Raw genomic sequence first — 16,233 nt, forward strand, 5'->3', positions numbered from 1 at the left:
CTCTCAGCTCAGGACGGATTCCCAGGTGGTACCGCCGGAAGTGGCGTCGACGGGAAGGCGGTCGCGGGCGGCGATGTCGCCGTACAGGCTGAAGCGCATCCAGTCCACGAAGGTGTTGACCGTCCGAGCGTCGCCGAAGTAGTTGCTGTGGCCCGCGCCGCGGAAGGTGAGGAACGCCCTGGGCGCGGGCAGTTCCCGGTATGCCTGGCGGGCGGAGGAGATGGGGCACGTACTGTCACGGTCGCCGTGCATGAACAGCACCTTGGCCCTGACCCGGCTACCGGGGGTGCCCATGTCCACACACGACATCGGGATCGCGGCGGTGATCCGCGAGTCCGGCCAGGCGGTCAGCAGGCCGTGGGTGGTCATGCCGCCCATCGAGTGCCCGGAGACGCCGACGCCGACCGAGGTGTTGATGTGGCCGGCCAGCGGGTCGCCGGCCGTGTTCAGGGCGAGGGTCCGGGTGATGACCTCGGAGACGTCCTTGGACTGGTTGCCGTTGTTGACATCCCCACCGCTGAGGTTGGCGAAGTGGGGAGCGGGGACGATGAAGCCGGCCTCGGCCAGGGGACGGATCACCGCGAGGGACTTCTGCGGGCTGCTGCTGAACCCGTGCATGAACTCGCAGACGGGGAAGACCCCTTGGGCGACCGGCGCGTTGGTGACCGGGGCGCCGCCGGGGGTTCCGGAAGCCGGGTAGTAGACGTAGGTCGTCCACCGGCGACTGCCGCGGCTCCAGGCGTACGGGCGCACCCCCACGGCGAACCGTTTGCCGGGTGCGCCCCGCGGCCCGACGAGGGCGCCTGCCTGCCCGGTACCGAGTAGGGAAGCGCCGACGCCGGTCGCGCTCAGCGCCAGGAACCTACGCCGTTGCATGCTCATGGAATGACTCCCTGTGCGTGGGGGCGCCAGAGGGGGACGTGGCGCCATGTGAGGGATCAGGGACCGCGGTTGCTTCATCTGCGGGGTGGCACCCGGGGTGGGGACGCACGCTTCACTCTGCGCGCCCTGCGGACTGGGAACGTTCCCACACCGCTGCACATGACAAAAAGAGTCGGGACCGGACGCCCAAGTGTCAATCGTTGCGACGCAATTACCCTGAAGCCAGCCGTCAGCCGGGGCTGTGACCGATCCCGGCACTCATGCCCGCGATCGTGTGCGCCCTGATGTCAGGATCCGGACCGTCGGCGAACCGGGCCGCCACGGAACGGACGTGTTCCTGGGCCGGGTGGGCCAGGCCGTCGTACACCGCGACGCAGACCTCCCGCGCCCGGGCCCGGGGCCAGTCGGCCGGCAGCAGCTCGACGGGGAGCAGTGGGTCCAGCACCGGGAAGTGCCGGTAGGCGCTCATCACTTCGGTGCGTGCGCGCACCGCGTCGGCCCCGGTGACGGCGTCGGCGCTGACACGGGGCACCCAACCGCTCCACCGCCGGACGAAGGCCTCGTACTGCTCGGCGATGCCGGGCAGGTCCCACGCGGCGACCGGGTTGCGGTTCGCGTCCGTCTCAAGGTTCACCTGACGCGCGCGGAACACACTCATGGACCCCAGCGCCAGGTCGGCCAGCTCCACCTGCCCCCTGGCTGTGAGCGGGTGAGGCGACGCCCAGACCGCGTCGTACAGCGGCGCGAACCCCCGCCACCGCAGGGCGGTGCGCAGCGCACGCCGTCGCGCGCTCTCCCGTTCCGGCACGGAGAAGGCGACCAGCGTCCACCAGCCGTCCCACAGGTCCGGTTGGGTGGTGAACGTGGCGATCGAGGCACCGCCACTCCACACATCGGCGGCGGCCTCCCGCGTCAGCCGGTACGAGCTGTACCGCCCCCGCCGACAGCCCTCCAAGACCCCTCGACGCGCCAGCCTGCTGATCGTCGTGCGGGCGGCGCCTTCGGCCACGTCGAACTCCCCCAGCAGCGCCACGATGGCCGCCGCTGGCAACCGGGCCCGGACCGGATACGTGTAGTCCGCGATCAGGGTGACCGCCAGGCCCGCTGGTGAACCGCCGGCCTGCCAGCGGCGCGAGCGCGTCGGCTCATCACCGTCGCCGGAGAAGATCTCCTCCAGGTGGGACAGGTTCGCCAAGGTCTGCTCCGGCACGTCGAATACGGCGGTCCCCCGGTGGAGCATCTTACAGTCCAGTGTCCGCCCGTACGGCAAGGTGAATCACCTCGTACTCCGACTCCAGTCGGCGGAGCGCTGTCAGTGGTGGCTGGCAGCATCGGGACCATGACGGACACCACGGCATTCGACTGGCGGCCCTTCCTGCTCGAGTGGAGCGCCGAATGGGCGGATTCCCTTCCGGACGACGAGACGCGGAGCACGGACGACGAGGCCGCGCTGCGGGCGCGGTGGCTGGGGTTCCCGCCCGCTTCGGAGGAGCGGATCGTGGCCATGGAGGAGCGTCTGGGCCGGCGGATGCCGCCGTCGTACCGGGAGTTCCTGAAGGTCAGCGACGGGTGGCGGCACGCGGGCGGGTTCGTGTGGCTGCTGGCCGGGACCGCGGACGCGCGCTGGCACCGCAACGAGTCGGGGCTCGCGGACATGTACGAGGAGTACCTGGACGAGGACGCCGGGCCCGAGGAGCGTCGGGAGGCGGACATCTGGCGGCGCGGGCTGCAGCTCGACGTGGAATCCGACATCACCCACGTCCTCCTGGATCCCGAGGACGTGGACGAGGACGGCGAGTGGGCCGTCTACACCTGGGCGAGCTGGCGGGCCGCGCCACCCGAGCGGCACGCGAACTTCCACGCGTTCATGCGGGACATGCACCGCGAGTTCCACAGCCTGCGGGCGCACCGGAATGACGGGGAGCCGGTGTTCGCCAACGACACGACGCGGAAGCTGGACGCCCAGGTGGAAGAGGCCCGGCTGGAGGCGCTGCGCGGCGGCTGGGAGCGAGCCGGGAGAGCGCTGGCGGAAGCCAAGGAGTACGGCAGGCCGCGGGCCGCCGGGCTGGGCCACCAGATCCGCCGCCTGCTCGGAGAGACCCACGCGGTCGACTTCGACGGCCTGGTGACGGACCCCCGATACGCGCCCGAGCTGTTGCCACCGTTGATGGCCGAGCACGCGGCGCACTCCTACCGGGACGACTCGACGCTGACGTTCCATCTGCGGGGCGCCGGGGACGATGTGGTGTCGCTGGCCCACACGACTCTGGATCAGCTGCGGAACGGCACGTACCGGTATGCGGCGGCCGGACCGTTCGGAGAGGCGGTCGAGCGGGCTCGGGAGCTGGCACGGTGGGGGGACACCGACGCGGCGTGGCGGACGCTGCGGGACGCGCTGCCCCTGTGGGAACCGCTGGGACCGGACCACTTGGCGCCCCTGGGATGGGTGGCCGATCCCCTGCTCGGGCCGCTGCTGACCGCGGAGCGTGGCCGCGAGCTGCTGTCCACCCCGCGGGGCGGACAGCAGGGTGAGGCACCGCGGCCGACGGCCGGGCTCGACCCGGGTGACCTGGCATGGCTCGCGGAGCGGGACCCGGGCAACAACCGTACGTCCTACCGGTTCGTCCTGGTGGAGGGGGTGGAGCCGCAGGAGCTGCCCGGACGCCTCGCGGACGGGGACGGCACCGTGCTGAACACACCGGCGACCGCCTGGGAGGCACGCGCAAGGGCACTGCGCGACCGGCGGGAGAGCTCGTCCCATGACGACAGGGCGCTCATGGCGGTCGGCCGGGCCGGCGCCGGCTGGAGCTTCGCCTTCGACGGCGACCCCGCCCCGTTCAACCGGTGGCGGTTCGTCTCACCGGCCGCTGCCGCCAGTGCGGGCACCCGCGTCGTGGTGGTGTGGAGCGGCCTGAGGGCTTGGCACGGGGAACCGTTCTTCCACCTTTCGGTGGCCCGGGACGGTGCGGAGGAGTACGCGTTCACGTACACGGACGGCGAGGTCCGGTCGAGCGGGGAGATACCGCGGGCGCTGGACCCGGACCGCTCCTTCGGTGACGCGGAGGGCGGCGCCGAGGCGGAACGGCCGTTGCTGGCGGCGGTGACCGAGCAGTTCGGTGTCCGTCTGCCGCGGCACGCCCTCGTGAGGGGACGCCTGCACACGTTCACCACCCGCTCCTGGACGCGGCCGCCCGGGGACGGGGAGACCTACACGGTCATACGCATAGGGGAGACCGCGGACCCTGTCGAGGGAACCGTCGCGCCGGACCCGCGCTCGTAACCGCCGTCGGCCGTCGGCCGACAGCCGATGTCCGACGGCCGATGTCCGACGGCCGACGGCCGATGCCCATGGCCACGGCTGACGGCTGGCGGCTGGCGGCTGACGGCTTGCGGCTTGCGGCTGACGGCCATTGCCTGACGGCCGACGGCAGACCGGCGACTGACGCCCGGACGGTGCCCGTTCCGGCATCGCCGCGCCGCGCAACGTCCGTGCAACGTGCCGGGGAGTTGGCTGGACCCGGCCACGGGACGGGACCGTGGCGCGCCCGACATCCCGAGGACGGGAGCCACCGCAGTGGACACGACTCCGCTCGTCGAACTGACGCCGGCCGCCGCCGCGTTGCTGGCACGGCTGCGCGCCCTCCACGGACCGCTGATGTTCCACCAGTCCGGCGGCTGCTGCGACGGCAGCGCCCCCATGTGCTTTCCGGCCGGCGAGTTCCGCACCGGCGCTTCCGACATCCTTCTCGCCGAACTGGAGGTGGACGGGCCCGGGGAACCGGTCACGTTCTGGATGTCGAGGAGTCAGTACGAGGTGTGGCGCCACACCCGGCTGATCGTCGACGTCGTGCCGGGACGGGGCAGCGGTTTCTCGCTGGAGGCACCCGAAGGGGTGCGTTTTCTGATCCGTTCCCGCGTCGTGGGCACGTAGCCGTCGGCACGGCCCCGCCGTCTGGTGCACTCCCCTGAAGTACTGGGACAGTTGACGAGACATCAGGGGGGACTGTGACGCGTCGCACCGCACGGTTCAAGACGGTACTGACGGCTCTGGCGGCGTGGAGCGCGCTCGCCGGAGCGGCTCTGACGACGGCGGCGCCGGCCGGCGCGGCGGAGGACGGCACGGAGATCGCGCCGGGCGTGCGCTACACGGCGTTCGACGTGCAGGCTGCCAAGGGCGTGACGCACGCCCATCTGCTGACCGTCGACCTGCGCAGCTCCCGCACGAGCGTGGGTCTGCTGTACCCCGGCGTCGTGGCGTCCCGGGCTCCCGTCTCACGGCTGGCCGATTCCCTGGGCGCCGTCGCGGGCGTCAACGGCGACTTCTTCAACATCACCGAGACCCAGCATCCCGGGGTCGAGGCGACGGGCGCACCCGTCGGCCCGGCGATCGCGAACCGGCGGGTGCTGAAGGCCGCGGTCCCGGACGGACAGCGTTTCGGCCCCGCGCTGCCGCCCGGCGCCACCACGAAGGACGTCCTCGGCGTGGGCGTCGACGGCAGGGCCAGAGTGGACGGCTTGGCGCTCGACGGCTCCGTGCGCACCCGCGACGGGCAGTTCGCGCTCGGCGGGCTCAACCAGTACGCGCTGCCCGGGGGTTCGGTCGGCGCGTTCACCTCGGACTGGGGAGGCGTCTCGCGGGCCCGGGCCGTCTGCGGCACGGACACCGACCGTGCCGCGCCCTGCAGTTCGGACACCTACGAGGTGACGGTCAGGGACGGCAGGGTCGTCTCGGCCGCCGACACGCCCGGCGCCGGTCCCATCGACGCGGACACCACCGTCCTGGTCGGCCGGGAGGCGGGGGCACAGCGGTTGCGCAAGCTGTCGGCGGGTGAGGCTGTCCGGGTGCGGCACCGTCTGGTGGCGGCGCGCTCCCGGGTCCCGTACCGCTTCGCGCTCGGCGGCTGTCCGGTCCTCATCGGCGGCCGGCCGCTGCCCGGTCTGGACGACACGACGTCGGCCGTGCGGACCGCGGTCGGCGTCGCGGAGGGCGGGCGCCGCCTGCTCCTGTTCGCCGTGGACGGGGCGCCCGCGTACCGCAGCGGTCTGACCGTCGCCGAAGTGGCGGACACCCTGCGCGGTTTGGGGTCCGAGGACGCCTTCAGTCTGGACGGCGGCGGCTCCACCACGCTGGTGGCCCGGGATCCCGGGGCCGCCGCCGTCACCGTACGCAATCACCCCAGCGGTGGTGCGGAACGGCCGGTGCCCAACGGCATCGGTGTGTTCGCGCGGTCCTGACGTCAGGGGTTCAGGCTGCTCACGATGTTCGCGGTGGCCGTGAGCCCCTCGTTGATGGTCGGCGCCATGCTCGTGCTCGCCAGGTAGAACCCCAGCATGACGCAGACCACGGCGTGGGAGAGCTTCAGCGCGCCGTTGCGCACGAAGACCACCGCCAGGATCAGCAGCAGCACCACCACAGAGATGGTAATGGCCATCGTCAACCTCCTCCGCCACGTCGACAGCGCGGCGTTCGGCCGCAAGTGTCGCGTAGCGGAGGGTTCTTCCGGGCGGTTGACGTGTCCTCCGAACGTGTGGAGTTCTACGGCCTGTCGTGAGCGTCGAGGAATGCCTGGAGCCCGGCCAGGTCATCCGTGTTGAGGTGGTCGACGCCGGCGGCGAGGAGTTCGCCCCACAGTGCCTCACGCGCCGGTCCCGGCAGATCGGGGGTGGCCCAGAACCGCACCCGCTGGCCGCGGGCGTGTGCCGACCCGGTGATGCCGTGCAGCTTCTCCCGCTCGGCGGCGGGGAACGGGCCGACACCCTGCCAGGTGAAGTTGAGGGTCCAGTTGTCGCTGATCAGCGGGACGAAGGAGGCGGGTGCCGCGGTGCCGAGGTCGGCGAGGCGGCCGTCGTAGAAGGCACGCCGCACGCTCTGTGCCTCCATGGGGGCGCGGGCGGCCCGGTCGCCGGAGATCACCGCGGTCACGGCTCCCGGGTGCACCCGCCCGTGCGCGTACGTGGTGAACAGGTGCCGGTAGTGGCGCAGATGGCGGTCGAGTTCGAGGTACGTCGAGGCGCCCTCGGTCTTGAGGTCGATGAGCAGTTGCAGGGGCCTGCGGTGCCCCCGGTACACCGAGCCGTGCTCAGCCCGGACGCGGGCGGCGAGAGGGGCCAGGTAGAGGGCCTCGAGGGTGCGGGCCGGGTCCAGGTCGGCGGGGTCGTGCGCGACGAGGAGTTGGCCGCCCACCAGGTAGATGTCGGCCTCGACGCTGCCGAAGCGGTGGTCGAGGGCGTCGAGGAGGGGCCTCGGATGTTCGTAGTCGTTGTGCGCGTGGGCGCGCCACAGGGGACGCGGGCGGTGCCGGCGCTCGCCGGCCGCCGCGAGCGCGGGGGGCAGCGCGACGGTGCCCGCGAGGGCGGCGCCGAGGGTGGTGAGGGCTCTGCGGCGGGTGGTGAGGGCCATGCTCTGCCTCCCTGGAGGTGCCCTGCGGGGCAGGCGGGAGCACCGCCCCTTCGAGCGAAGTCGGGTCGGGGAGAGTATGCGGTCCCGCGGCCGTGAAGGAGCAGGGGTGTGCGGGGAGTTGGCCGGACTGCCGTCGCGGGTTCACTTCCTCGGCGCGCCGCACGCACAGGCATGGCCCGCCCCGGAGGGCGGGCCATGCGGCGGAGGCTTGCCGGGCGTCAGGGTGCGCGCAGGTCGACCAGTTCGGCCAGTTCCTCCCGCTGCCTGCCGGCGGTGCCGTAGGCGAGGGAATCGGCCTTCGCCCGCTTCAGGTAGAGGTGGACCGGGTGTTCCCAGGTCATGCCGATGCCGCCGTGCAGCTGGAGGGCCTCCTCGGCGGCGTGCACGGCGACCGGCGCCGCGTAGGCCCCGGCGACGGCCACGGCCACCGCGGTGTCCGCGCTGCCGGTGGCGAGCGCGTCGGCGGCGTTGCGGGCGGCGGCGCGCAGGTTGACGACTTCCAGCCACACCTGTGCGAGCCGGTGCTTGAGCGCCTGGAAGCCGCCGACGGGCCGGTTGAACTGCTTGCGTTCCTTCAGGTAGCGGACCGTCTCGGTCAGGCACCAGTCGGCGAGGCCGAGTTGCTCGGAGGCGAGCAGGCCCGCGCCGGACCGCAGGGCGCGGCTGATCGCCGGCGCGGCGTCGGGGCTCACCAGGCGCGCCGGTGCCCCGTCGAGGACGACCGTGGCGAGGGGCCGGGTGAGGTCGAGGGAGACCTGGGGCGTGAGAGTGACGGCGTCCGCGTCCACGGCGTACAGCGCGCCGTCCTCGGCGGGGACGAGCAGGACGTCGGCGGCGGCCGCGTCCGCGATGCCGGTCAACTTCCCGTGCAGGGAACCGTTTTCATGGCGTACGGCCCTGGGGGTGCCGCCCGGGGCGACGGACAGCGCGACGGCGAGCACGCCGATCGTCCGGCCGGACGCCAGGGCGGCCAGCAGGGTGGTGGCCTCGTCGCTCTCGCAGGCCAGCAGCGCCTCCGTGGCGACGACCGCACTGGTCAGATAGGGAACGGGCGCAACGGCGCGGCCCAGTTCCTCCAGGACGACGGCGGCTTCACGGTGGGTGGCGCCCTGGCCGCCCCGCTCCTCGGGGACGAGGAGGCCGGCGAGGCCCATGTTCTCGGCGAGTGCCTTCCACAGGGCGCGGTCGTGCGGGGCGTCGCTCTCGGTGCGGGTGATGACGCCTGCCGCGTCGCAGTGGTCGGCGAGGAGGCCGCGGACGGCGGCGCGCAGCGCCTCTTCCTCCTCCGAGTACAGCAGATCGCTCATCGGGCCAGGTCCTTCCAGGCGACGTCCTTGTCGGTGCGCGGCTCGGAGGGGAGACCCAGCACGCGTTCGGCGACGATGTTCAGCAGGACCTCGGTGGTCCCGCCCTCGATGCTGTTGCCCTTGGAGCGGAGGTAGCGGTAGCCGGCGTCACGGCCGGTGAAGTCCACCTTCTCGGGCCGGCGCATCGTCCAGTCCTCGTACAACAGACCTTCCTCACCGAGGAGTTCGACCTCCAGGCCGCTGATCTCCTGGTTGAGGCGGGCGAATCCGAGCTTCATGGCGGAGCCCTCGTGGCCGGGCTGGCCCGCGACGAGCTGCTGGCGCAGCCGCTCCCCGGAGAGCCGGGCGACCTCGGCGTCGACCCACAGTCGCAGCAGTCGCTGGTGCAGGTCGTGGGTGCGCAGCTCGGGGCGCTCACGCCAGGTCTTCGAGACGGGGCCGATCATGCCGCCCTCGCGCGGGATGCGCATGCCGCCGATGGAGACGCGCTCGTTCATGAGCGTGGTCTGCGCGACCCGCCAGCCGTCCCCGACCTCGCCGAGGCGGTGCGCGTCCGGGATGCGCACGTCGGTGAGGAAGACCTCGTTGAACTCGGCCTCGCCGGTGATCTGGCGCAGTGGCCGCACCTCGACACCGGGGTCGCTCATGTCGCAGACGAAGTAGGTGATCCCGCGGTGCTTGGGTGCGTCGGGGTCGGTGCGGGCGATGAGGATCGCCCAGCGGGCCACGTGGGCGCTGGACGTCCAGACCTTCTGCCCGTTGACCACCCAGGTGTCGCCCTCGCGGACGGCGCGGGTGCCGAGCGCGGCGAGGTCGGAGCCGGCGCCGGGCTCGCTGAAGAGCTGGCACCAGACCTCCTCGCCGACCCACAGGGGGCGCAGGAAGAGCCGCTTCTGCTCCTCCGTGCCGTAGCCGAGGATCGTCGGGGCGGCCATGCCGAGGCCGATGCCGATGCGCCGGGGGTCGTTGTCCGGGGCGCCCGCGGCCTCCAGCTCGGCGTCCACGACGGCCTGGAGGGTGCGGGACACGCCCAGACCGCCGAGCCCCTCGGGGAAGTGCACCCAGGCGAGCCCGGCGTCGAAGCGGGCCCTGAGGAAGTCGAGGCGGTCCGTGCTCGCGGGCGGGTGCGCGGCCAGCAGCTCCTGGGTGCGGCGGCGCAGGCCCGCGGCGTCGAGTGCGCCGCCCTCGCGTGTGGTGTCGGTCATGCGTCTGCTCCGTTCTCCGGCGAGGGGAGCACGGCGACGCGTCCCGTCGTGGTCCCGTCGGCGACGCGCTGCACTGCCGCCGCGGCGGCGCTCAGTGGTACGCGCTCGCTGATCAGCGGCTTGACCGCGCCCCGTGCGGCCAGCTCGGTGAGCTGCTCGTGGCAGTGCTGGACCAGCTTCGGGTTCTTGGTGTTGTACAGACCCCAGTGCAGGCCGAGGATCGCGTAGTTCTTGACCAGCGCGTGGTTCAGGCCGGGGCTGGGGATGGTCCCGCTCGCGAAGCCGACGACGACGATCCGGCCCTCGAAGGCGACGACCTTCGTGGACTGGGTGTACGCCTCGCCGCCGACGGGGTCGTAGATCACGTCGGCGCCCCGGCCGCCGGTGGCCTCCTTCACGACGGCGATGACGTCCTCGGCGCGTCGGTCGACGACGACGTCGCAGCCGAGCTCACGGGCGACGGCGGCCTTGTCGGCCCCGCCCACCACGCCGATGACGGTGGCGCCCGCGGCCTTGCCGAGCTGGACCGCGGCGCTGCCGACCCCTCCGGCGGCGGCGTGGACGAGCAGTGTCTCCCCCGCCTCCAGGCGGGCGCGCCGGTGCAGACCGAACCAGCCCGTCTGGTAGCCGATGTGCAGGGCGGCCGCCTCGGCGTCGTCGAGGGCGTCGGGCGCGGGCAGGACGGCGGCCGCGTCCGCGACGGCGTACTCGGCGAAACCTCCGTACGGCAGCGCGGGGTTGGCGAGGACGCGGCGCCCGTCCTCGGTCTCGCCGCAGATCTCGACACCGGGGGTGAACGGCAGCGGCGGCCGGACCTGGTACTGCCCGCGGCACATCAGCGCGTCCGGGAAGTTGATGTTCGCCGCGCGCACCTTGAGCAGCAGCTGGCCCTCACCGGGCACGGGCCGCTCCACGTCCGCGAGCCGCATCACCTCGCTCGGCTCGCCGTTCTGGTGCACTTGCCATGCCTGCATGCGGGGCCTCCACGGGACTGCTTCGTCTGAGCGGGCTCGTCGCATACTAAGCGGTCGCTTGCCGATCAGGGAACAGTCGCGTGCGTCACGGAGCGGACGCCCTGGTGGGCCGCGCCCTGACGTGCATGCGTTCCCCCTGGGGACCGAAGAGACTCAGGAACTCGACCGGCCCTTCCCCCGTGGAGCCGAACCAGTGCGGAACCCGGGTGTCGAACTCGGCGGCCTCACCCGGACCGAGCACCACGTCGTGCTCGCCGAGGACCAGTCGCAGCCGCCCGGAGAGCACGTACAGCCACTCGTAGCCTTCGTGGGTCCGCGGGTCGGGCTCCTGCCGGCGCACCGGTTCGAGGACCTTGAAGGCCTGGAGTCCGCCGGGCTGCCGGGTGAGCGGCCAGTGGGTACGGCCGTTGCGCTGGATCGGCTTGGCACGCACGCGCGGATCGTCGACCGGCGGGGCGCCGACCAGCTCGTCGAGTGCGACCTTGTGGGCGCGGGCGATCGGCAGCAGCAGCTCGAGGCTCGGCTTGCGCAGCCCGGACTCCAGGCGCGACAGCGTACTGACGGAGATGCCGGTCGCCTCGGACAGGCCCGCGAGCGTGGCCCCCCGCTCCTTGCGGATCCGCCGCAGCCGTGGGCCGACGCCCGCCAGGACCGCGTCCGCACCCGTCCCGTCCGCCGGCTCTCCGCCTGCACCTGTGCCTGTGTCACTCATGAATGTATTGCAGATTCGGCAAAGGCATTTGTCAAGACGGCGGCTGCGGGCGACTGTCGGAGCGGAGGTGGTCACCATGACCGAAAGGTACGAAGCAGTCGTCGTCGGGGGCGGTACGGCCGGACTGTCGGCGGGGCTGGTGCTCGGCCGGGCCCGGCGCACGACACTTGTCGTCGACTCCGGCGAGCCGCGCAACGCGCCCGCCGCGCACATGCAGGGATATCTGTCCCGCGACGGCATGCCGCCGACCGAGTTCCTGGCCGAGGGACGGCGGGAGATCGAGCGGTACGGCGTCGAGCTGGTCCGGGACCGGGCCGTGGACGTGTCCCGGGACGGGGCGGGCGAGTTCGAGGTGACGCTCGCCGCCGGGCGTACGGTGCACGCCCGCCGGCTGGTCGTCGCCACCGGGCTGGCCGACGAGCTGCCGCCGGTGCCGGGCGTCGCCGAGCGCTGGGGACGGGACGTGCTGCACTGCCCCTACTGCCACGGCTGGGAGGTCCGGGACGAGCCCTTCGGTGTGCTGGCCACCGGCCCGATGAGCATCCACCAGGCGCTGATCGTCAGCCACTGGTCGAAGGACGTGCGGCTGTTCCTGCACACGGTCGACGAGGACACACTCCCGGACGAGGACCTGCGCAGGCTCGCCGCCGCCGGGGTCGACGTGGTGCCGGGCGAGGTCGCCGGTCTCGTGACCGCCGACGACCGGCTCACCGGGATCCGCCTCGCGGACGGTACGGTCCACGACCGCGCCGTGCTCTTCGTCGCGGCCCGCCTGTCGCCGCGCACGGAGCTTCTGGAAAAGCTGGGCGCCGAGTTCCACGAGACCGCGTTCGGCACGTACCCGGTGGTCGACGAGACCGGCCGCACGACCGTGCCGGGCGTCTGGGCGGCGGGCAACGCGACCAGCCACGCCGAACAGGTGGTGAACGCGGCGAGCGCCGGATACCGGGCGGCGGCCGCCCTCAACGGCGACCTGGTGTTCGGCGACATCGACGCGGCGGTCGCCCGCGGCTGACCACCCGGCGCGGCTGACGGCGACGGCGACGGCGACGCAATCGGCGACCGGCGACCGGCGACCGGCGCAGCACCGGCAGCACCGGCAGCACCGGCAGCACCACGATCAGCAGCAGCCCAGCTGCACCAGGCACCAGGACTAGGCACCAGGACCGGGACCAGCGACTGATCATCGAACTCCGGCCGCCGCCGGGGTCCCTAAAGGGTGTGCGCGGGGCGGCGCCGTTGCACCATGGCTGCATGCTGCTGAGCCGGCTCGCCCACGTGTCCCAGGAGGTCGCCGCCACCTCGGCGCGGTCCCGGAAGATCGCTCTGCTCGCCGAGCTGTTCCGGGACGCGGACGCCGACGACGTGCCGATCGTCATCCCGTACCTGGCCGGACGGCTGCCCCAGGGCCGGCTCGGTGTCGGCTGGAAGCTCCTCGGCACACCGGTCCCGCCCGCCGCCGAAGCCACGCTGACCGTGCGCGAGGTGGACGCCCGCCTGACGGGGCTCGGCGCGGTCACCGGCACCGGCTCGCAGGCCGGACGCAGGCATCTGATGACCGAACTGCTGGCGGCGGCCACCGAGGCGGAGCAGCGCTTCCTGTTCGGGCTGCTGACCGGCGAGGTGCGGCAGGGCGCGCTGGACGCCGTCGCCGTCGAGGGGCTGGCCGTGGCGACGGGGGCGCCGCCCGCCGACGTACGGCGGGCGGTGATGCTCGCCGGGTCGCTGCAGACCGTGGCGCAGGCGCTGCTCGCGGACGGTCCCGGCGCCCTGGACGGTTTCCGCCTCACCGTGGGCCGGCCGGTCCTCCCGATGCTGGCGCACACGGCGGCGTCCGTCACCGAGGCGGTCGGCAAACTGGGCCCGTGCGCCGTCGAGGAGAAGCTCGACGGCATCCGCGTACAGGTCCACCGGGACGGCGACCGGGTGCGCGTCTACACCCGCACGCTCGACGACATCACCGGCCGGCTGCCCGAGCTGACCTCGGCGGCGCTGGAGCTGGACGGGGAGCGTTTCATCCTGGACGGCGAGGTCATCGCGCTCGACGAGGGCGGCCGGCCCCGCTCCTTCCAGGAGATCGCCGGGCGCGTCGGTTCGCGCCTGGACGTGGCGACGGCCGCCGCCGCGGTGCCCGTCTCCCCCGTCTTCTTCGACGCGCTGTCGGTCGACGGCCGGGACCTGCTGGACCTGCCGTTCGCCGAGCGGCACGCCGAGCTGGCGCGGCTGGTGCCCGAGCCGATGCGGGTGCGGCGCACCCTCGTGCCGGGGTCGGAGGAGGCCGGCGCCGCCGAGACGTTCCTCGCGGACACGCTCGCCCGCGGACACGAGGGCGTCGTGGCCAAGGCGCTGGACGCTCCCTACAGCGCGGGCCGGCGCGGCGCGTCCTGGCTGAAGGTCAAACCCGTGCACACGCTCGACCTGGTCGTGCTGGCCGCCGAGTGGGGCCACGGGCGGCGCACCGGCAAGCTCTCCAACCTGCATCTGGGCGCACGCGGCGAGGACGGGGGCTTCGTGATGCTGGGCAAGACGTTCAAGGGGATGACGGACGCGATGCTGGCGTGGCAGACCGAGCGGCTGCGGGAGCTGGCCGTCGACGACAACGGCCGCGTGGTGACCGTACGCCCCGAACTCGTCGTCGAGATCGCCTACGACGGCCTCCAGCGCTCCACCCGCTATCCGGTCGGCGTCACGCTCCGCTTCGCCCGGGTGGTCCGCTACCGCGAGGACAAGACCCCGGCCGGCGCCGACACCGTCGCGACCCTCCTGGCCGCCCACCCGGAGGTGGCGAAGTGACGGTGAGGCGGAGTGCGGGCCTGCTGCTGTACCGGCGTGCCGGCGACGAGGTCGAGGTGCTCCTCGGCCATATGGGCGGCCCGTTCTTCGCCCGGCGCGACGCCGGCGCGTGGACCGTGCCCAAGGGCGAGTACGAGCCGGACGAGCCCGCCTGGGACGCGGCGCGCCGCGAGTTCGAGGAGGAGCTGGGGCTGCCGCCGCCCGAGGGCGCGGCCATACCGCTCGGGGAGGTCCGGCAGTCCAACGGCAAGATCGTGACGGCCTGGGCGATCGAGGCCGACCTCGACCCGGCCGCGATGGTCCCGGGCACCTTCGAGATGGAGTGGCCCCCGAAGTCCGGGCGTGTGCAGGAGTTCCCGGAGCTCGACCGGGTGCAGTGGTGCGGCCTGGAGCGGGCCCGGGCGGTGATCGTGCCGGCGCAGGCGGCGTTTCTCGACCGGCTCATGGAGCACTCGGAGTGAGAGCCGGTGTCCGCAAGGCGGCACCGGTTCCCCGAAGAGCCCTCCGCGTTGCGGTGTACCGCGCGGCGCGGCAGGGTCACAGAACAGCCCCGCTCCCAGGAGGTCGGCCATGCCCATCGCGACGGTGAACCCGGCGAACGGCGAGACGCTCAAGACGTACGACGCCCTCGGCACCGAGGAGATCGAGCGCAGGCTCGCCACCGCCGCGGCCACGTTCCGCACCTATCGCACCACGTCCCTCGCCGAGCGGGCGCGGCTGCTCCACCGGGCCGCCGGGCTCCTGGACGAGGACCAGGACGAGATCGCGCGGATCATGACCACCGAGATGGGCAAGCCGCTCAAGCAGGCCCGCGCCGAGGCGGCGAAGTGCGCCAAGGCGATGCGCTGGTACGCCGACCACGCCGGGGAACTCCTCGCGGACGAGGAGCCGGGCGAGTCGGCGGCCCGCGACTCCGGCGCCTCCCGGGTGATCGTGCGCTACCGGCCGCTCGGCCCGGTCCTGGCCGTCATGCCGTGGAACTTCCCGCTGTGGCAGGTCGTCCGGTTCGCCGCGCCCGCGCTGATGGCGGGCAACGTGGGCCTGCTCAAGCACGCCTCGAACGTGCCGCAGACCGCGCTCTACCTGGAGGACCTGTTCCGCCGGGCGGGCTTCCCCGACGGGTGTTTCCAGACGCTGCTGATCGGCTCCGGCGCGATCGAGGACATTCTGCGCGACCCGCGGATCAAGGCGGCCACCCTCACCGGAAGCGAGCCGGCGGGCCGCGCGGTCGCCTCCGTCGCCGCGGACGAGATCAAGAAGACGGTCCTGGAGCTGGGCGGCAGCGACCCGTACGTCGTCATGCCGTCGGCCGACCTCGACCAGGCCGCGAAGACCGCGGTGACGGCGCGTGTCCAGAACAACGGGCAGTCGTGCATCGCGGCCAAGCGGTTCATCGTCCACACGGACGTGTTCGACGCCTTCGCCGAACGCTTCACGGCGGCGATGGGGCAGCTCACGGTGGGCGACCCGATGGACGAGGGCACGGACGTGGGACCGCTCGCCACCGAGCAGGGCCGCAGTGACCTGGAGGAACTCGTCGACGACGCGGTGGAGAGCGGTGCGACGGTGCTGTGCGGCGGCGAGCGCCCCGACGGTCCGGGCTGGTACTACGCCCCGACGATCCTGGCCGACATCACCCCCGAGATGCGCATCCACCACGAGGAGGCCTTCGGGCCGGTGGCCACGCTCTACCGGGCCGCCGACCTCGACGAGGCGGTCGCGATCGCCAATGACACGCCGTTCGGGCTGAGCTCGAACGTCTGGACTCGCGACGAGGCCGAGGTGGACCGTTTCGTCCGGGACCTGGAGGCGGGCGGCGTGTTCGTCAACGGGATGACGGCGTCCCATCCGGCCTTCCCGTTCGGCGGGGTCAAGCGGTCCGGCTACGGACGTGAGCTGTCGGAGCACGGAATCCGAGAGTTCTGCAACATCACCACGGTGTGGCACGGAGCGTGAGCGT

At 72.9% G+C, this 16,233-nt stretch carries 15 protein-coding genes; 7 read left to right on the forward strand and 8 right to left on the reverse strand.

Annotated features, from left to right (window positions below; genetic code table 11):
* Positions 1 to 3 precede the first annotated feature (3 nt).
* Positions 4 to 882: an alpha/beta hydrolase gene (locus ACFYP4_RS17315; protein WP_358851159.1), complete on the reverse strand. Its 879-nt coding sequence runs from the start codon at positions 880 to 882 to the stop codon at positions 4 to 6.
* A 229-nt stretch (positions 883 to 1,111) separates the two neighbouring features.
* On the reverse strand, positions 1,112 to 2,122 hold the full coding sequence (locus tag ACFYP4_RS17320) for a PaaX family transcriptional regulator C-terminal domain-containing protein (RefSeq protein WP_388786081.1): 1,011 nt from the start codon (positions 2,120 to 2,122) through the stop codon (positions 1,112 to 1,114).
* Positions 2,123 to 2,221: 99 nt separating this feature from the next.
* Here ACFYP4_RS17320 and ACFYP4_RS17325 point away from each other — a divergent pair, with 99 nt between their 5' ends.
* The 3 genes from ACFYP4_RS17325 to ACFYP4_RS17335 all read left to right on the forward strand — a co-directional run bounded on the left by ACFYP4_RS17325 (position 2,222) and on the right by ACFYP4_RS17335 (position 6,117).
* Positions 2,222 to 4,162 (forward strand): SMI1/KNR4 family protein, encoded by a 1,941-nt coding sequence (locus ACFYP4_RS17325; RefSeq protein ID WP_388786083.1) that lies wholly within the window; start codon positions 2,222 to 2,224, stop codon positions 4,160 to 4,162.
* Between the two features lie 294 nt (positions 4,163 to 4,456).
* Positions 4,457 to 4,813 carry a DUF779 domain-containing protein gene (locus tag ACFYP4_RS17330; protein ID WP_388786085.1) on the forward strand — a complete coding sequence of 119 codons (357 nt, stop codon included), beginning with the start codon at positions 4,457 to 4,459 and terminating at the stop codon, positions 4,811 to 4,813.
* A 74-nt stretch (positions 4,814 to 4,887) separates the two neighbouring features.
* Positions 4,888 to 6,117: a phosphodiester glycosidase family protein gene (locus ACFYP4_RS17335; RefSeq protein WP_388786087.1), complete on the forward strand. Its 1,230-nt coding sequence runs from the start codon at positions 4,888 to 4,890 to the stop codon at positions 6,115 to 6,117.
* 2 nt (positions 6,118 to 6,119) lie between these two features.
* Here the strand turns inward: ACFYP4_RS17335 and ACFYP4_RS17340 are convergent, their stop codons facing one another.
* The 6 genes from ACFYP4_RS17340 to ACFYP4_RS17365 form a co-directional block, all read right to left on the reverse strand.
* On the reverse strand, positions 6,120 to 6,314 hold the full coding sequence (locus ACFYP4_RS17340) for a hypothetical protein (protein ID WP_358851154.1): 195 nt from the start codon (positions 6,312 to 6,314) through the stop codon (positions 6,120 to 6,122).
* Positions 6,315 to 6,418: 104 nt separating this feature from the next.
* Positions 6,419 to 7,282, reverse strand: a complete 864-nt coding sequence (locus ACFYP4_RS17345; RefSeq protein ID WP_388786090.1) for a phosphatidylinositol-specific phospholipase C/glycerophosphodiester phosphodiesterase family protein — start codon at positions 7,280 to 7,282, stop codon at positions 6,419 to 6,421.
* A 218-nt stretch (positions 7,283 to 7,500) separates the two neighbouring features.
* Positions 7,501 to 8,589 carry an acyl-CoA dehydrogenase family protein gene (locus ACFYP4_RS17350; protein WP_358851152.1) on the reverse strand — a complete coding sequence of 363 codons (1,089 nt, stop codon included), beginning with the start codon at positions 8,587 to 8,589 and terminating at the stop codon, positions 7,501 to 7,503.
* Positions 8,586 to 9,794, reverse strand: coding sequence for an acyl-CoA dehydrogenase family protein (locus ACFYP4_RS17355; protein WP_358851151.1), 1,209 nt, complete (start codon positions 9,792 to 9,794; stop codon positions 8,586 to 8,588). The genes ACFYP4_RS17350 and ACFYP4_RS17355 overlap by 4 nt, the downstream gene beginning before the upstream one ends.
* Positions 9,791 to 10,768, reverse strand: a complete 978-nt coding sequence (locus tag ACFYP4_RS17360) for an NADPH:quinone oxidoreductase family protein (protein ID WP_388786093.1) — start codon at positions 10,766 to 10,768, stop codon at positions 9,791 to 9,793. Before ACFYP4_RS17360 ends, ACFYP4_RS17355 begins: the two co-directional genes overlap by 4 nt.
* Before the next feature lie 85 nt (positions 10,769 to 10,853).
* A complete protein-coding gene (locus ACFYP4_RS17365) occupies positions 10,854 to 11,480 on the reverse strand; it encodes an XRE family transcriptional regulator (RefSeq protein WP_358851149.1) in 627 nt (208 codons plus the stop codon).
* Positions 11,481 to 11,556: 76 nt separating this feature from the next.
* Between ACFYP4_RS17365 and ACFYP4_RS17370 the strand changes: the two genes are divergently transcribed.
* From ACFYP4_RS17370 to ACFYP4_RS17385, 4 genes are all read left to right on the forward strand, one after another.
* Positions 11,557 to 12,495 (forward strand): NAD(P)/FAD-dependent oxidoreductase, encoded by a 939-nt coding sequence (locus ACFYP4_RS17370; protein WP_388786095.1) that lies wholly within the window; start codon positions 11,557 to 11,559, stop codon positions 12,493 to 12,495.
* Positions 12,496 to 12,734: 239 nt separating this feature from the next.
* A complete protein-coding gene (locus tag ACFYP4_RS17375; protein ID WP_388786097.1) occupies positions 12,735 to 14,273 on the forward strand; it encodes an ATP-dependent DNA ligase in 1,539 nt (512 codons plus the stop codon).
* Positions 14,274 to 14,275: 2 nt separating this feature from the next.
* Positions 14,276 to 14,734, forward strand: a complete 459-nt coding sequence (locus tag ACFYP4_RS17380; protein WP_388786247.1) for an NUDIX domain-containing protein — start codon at positions 14,276 to 14,278, stop codon at positions 14,732 to 14,734.
* A 109-nt stretch (positions 14,735 to 14,843) separates the two neighbouring features.
* Positions 14,844 to 16,229, forward strand: coding sequence for an NADP-dependent succinic semialdehyde dehydrogenase (locus ACFYP4_RS17385; protein ID WP_358851146.1), 1,386 nt, complete (start codon positions 14,844 to 14,846; stop codon positions 16,227 to 16,229).
* Positions 16,230 to 16,233 lie beyond the last annotated feature (4 nt).

The organism is Streptomyces sp. NPDC005551 (assembly GCF_042871785.1).
Taxonomy (GTDB): Bacteria; Actinomycetota; Actinomycetes; order Streptomycetales; family Streptomycetaceae; genus Streptomyces.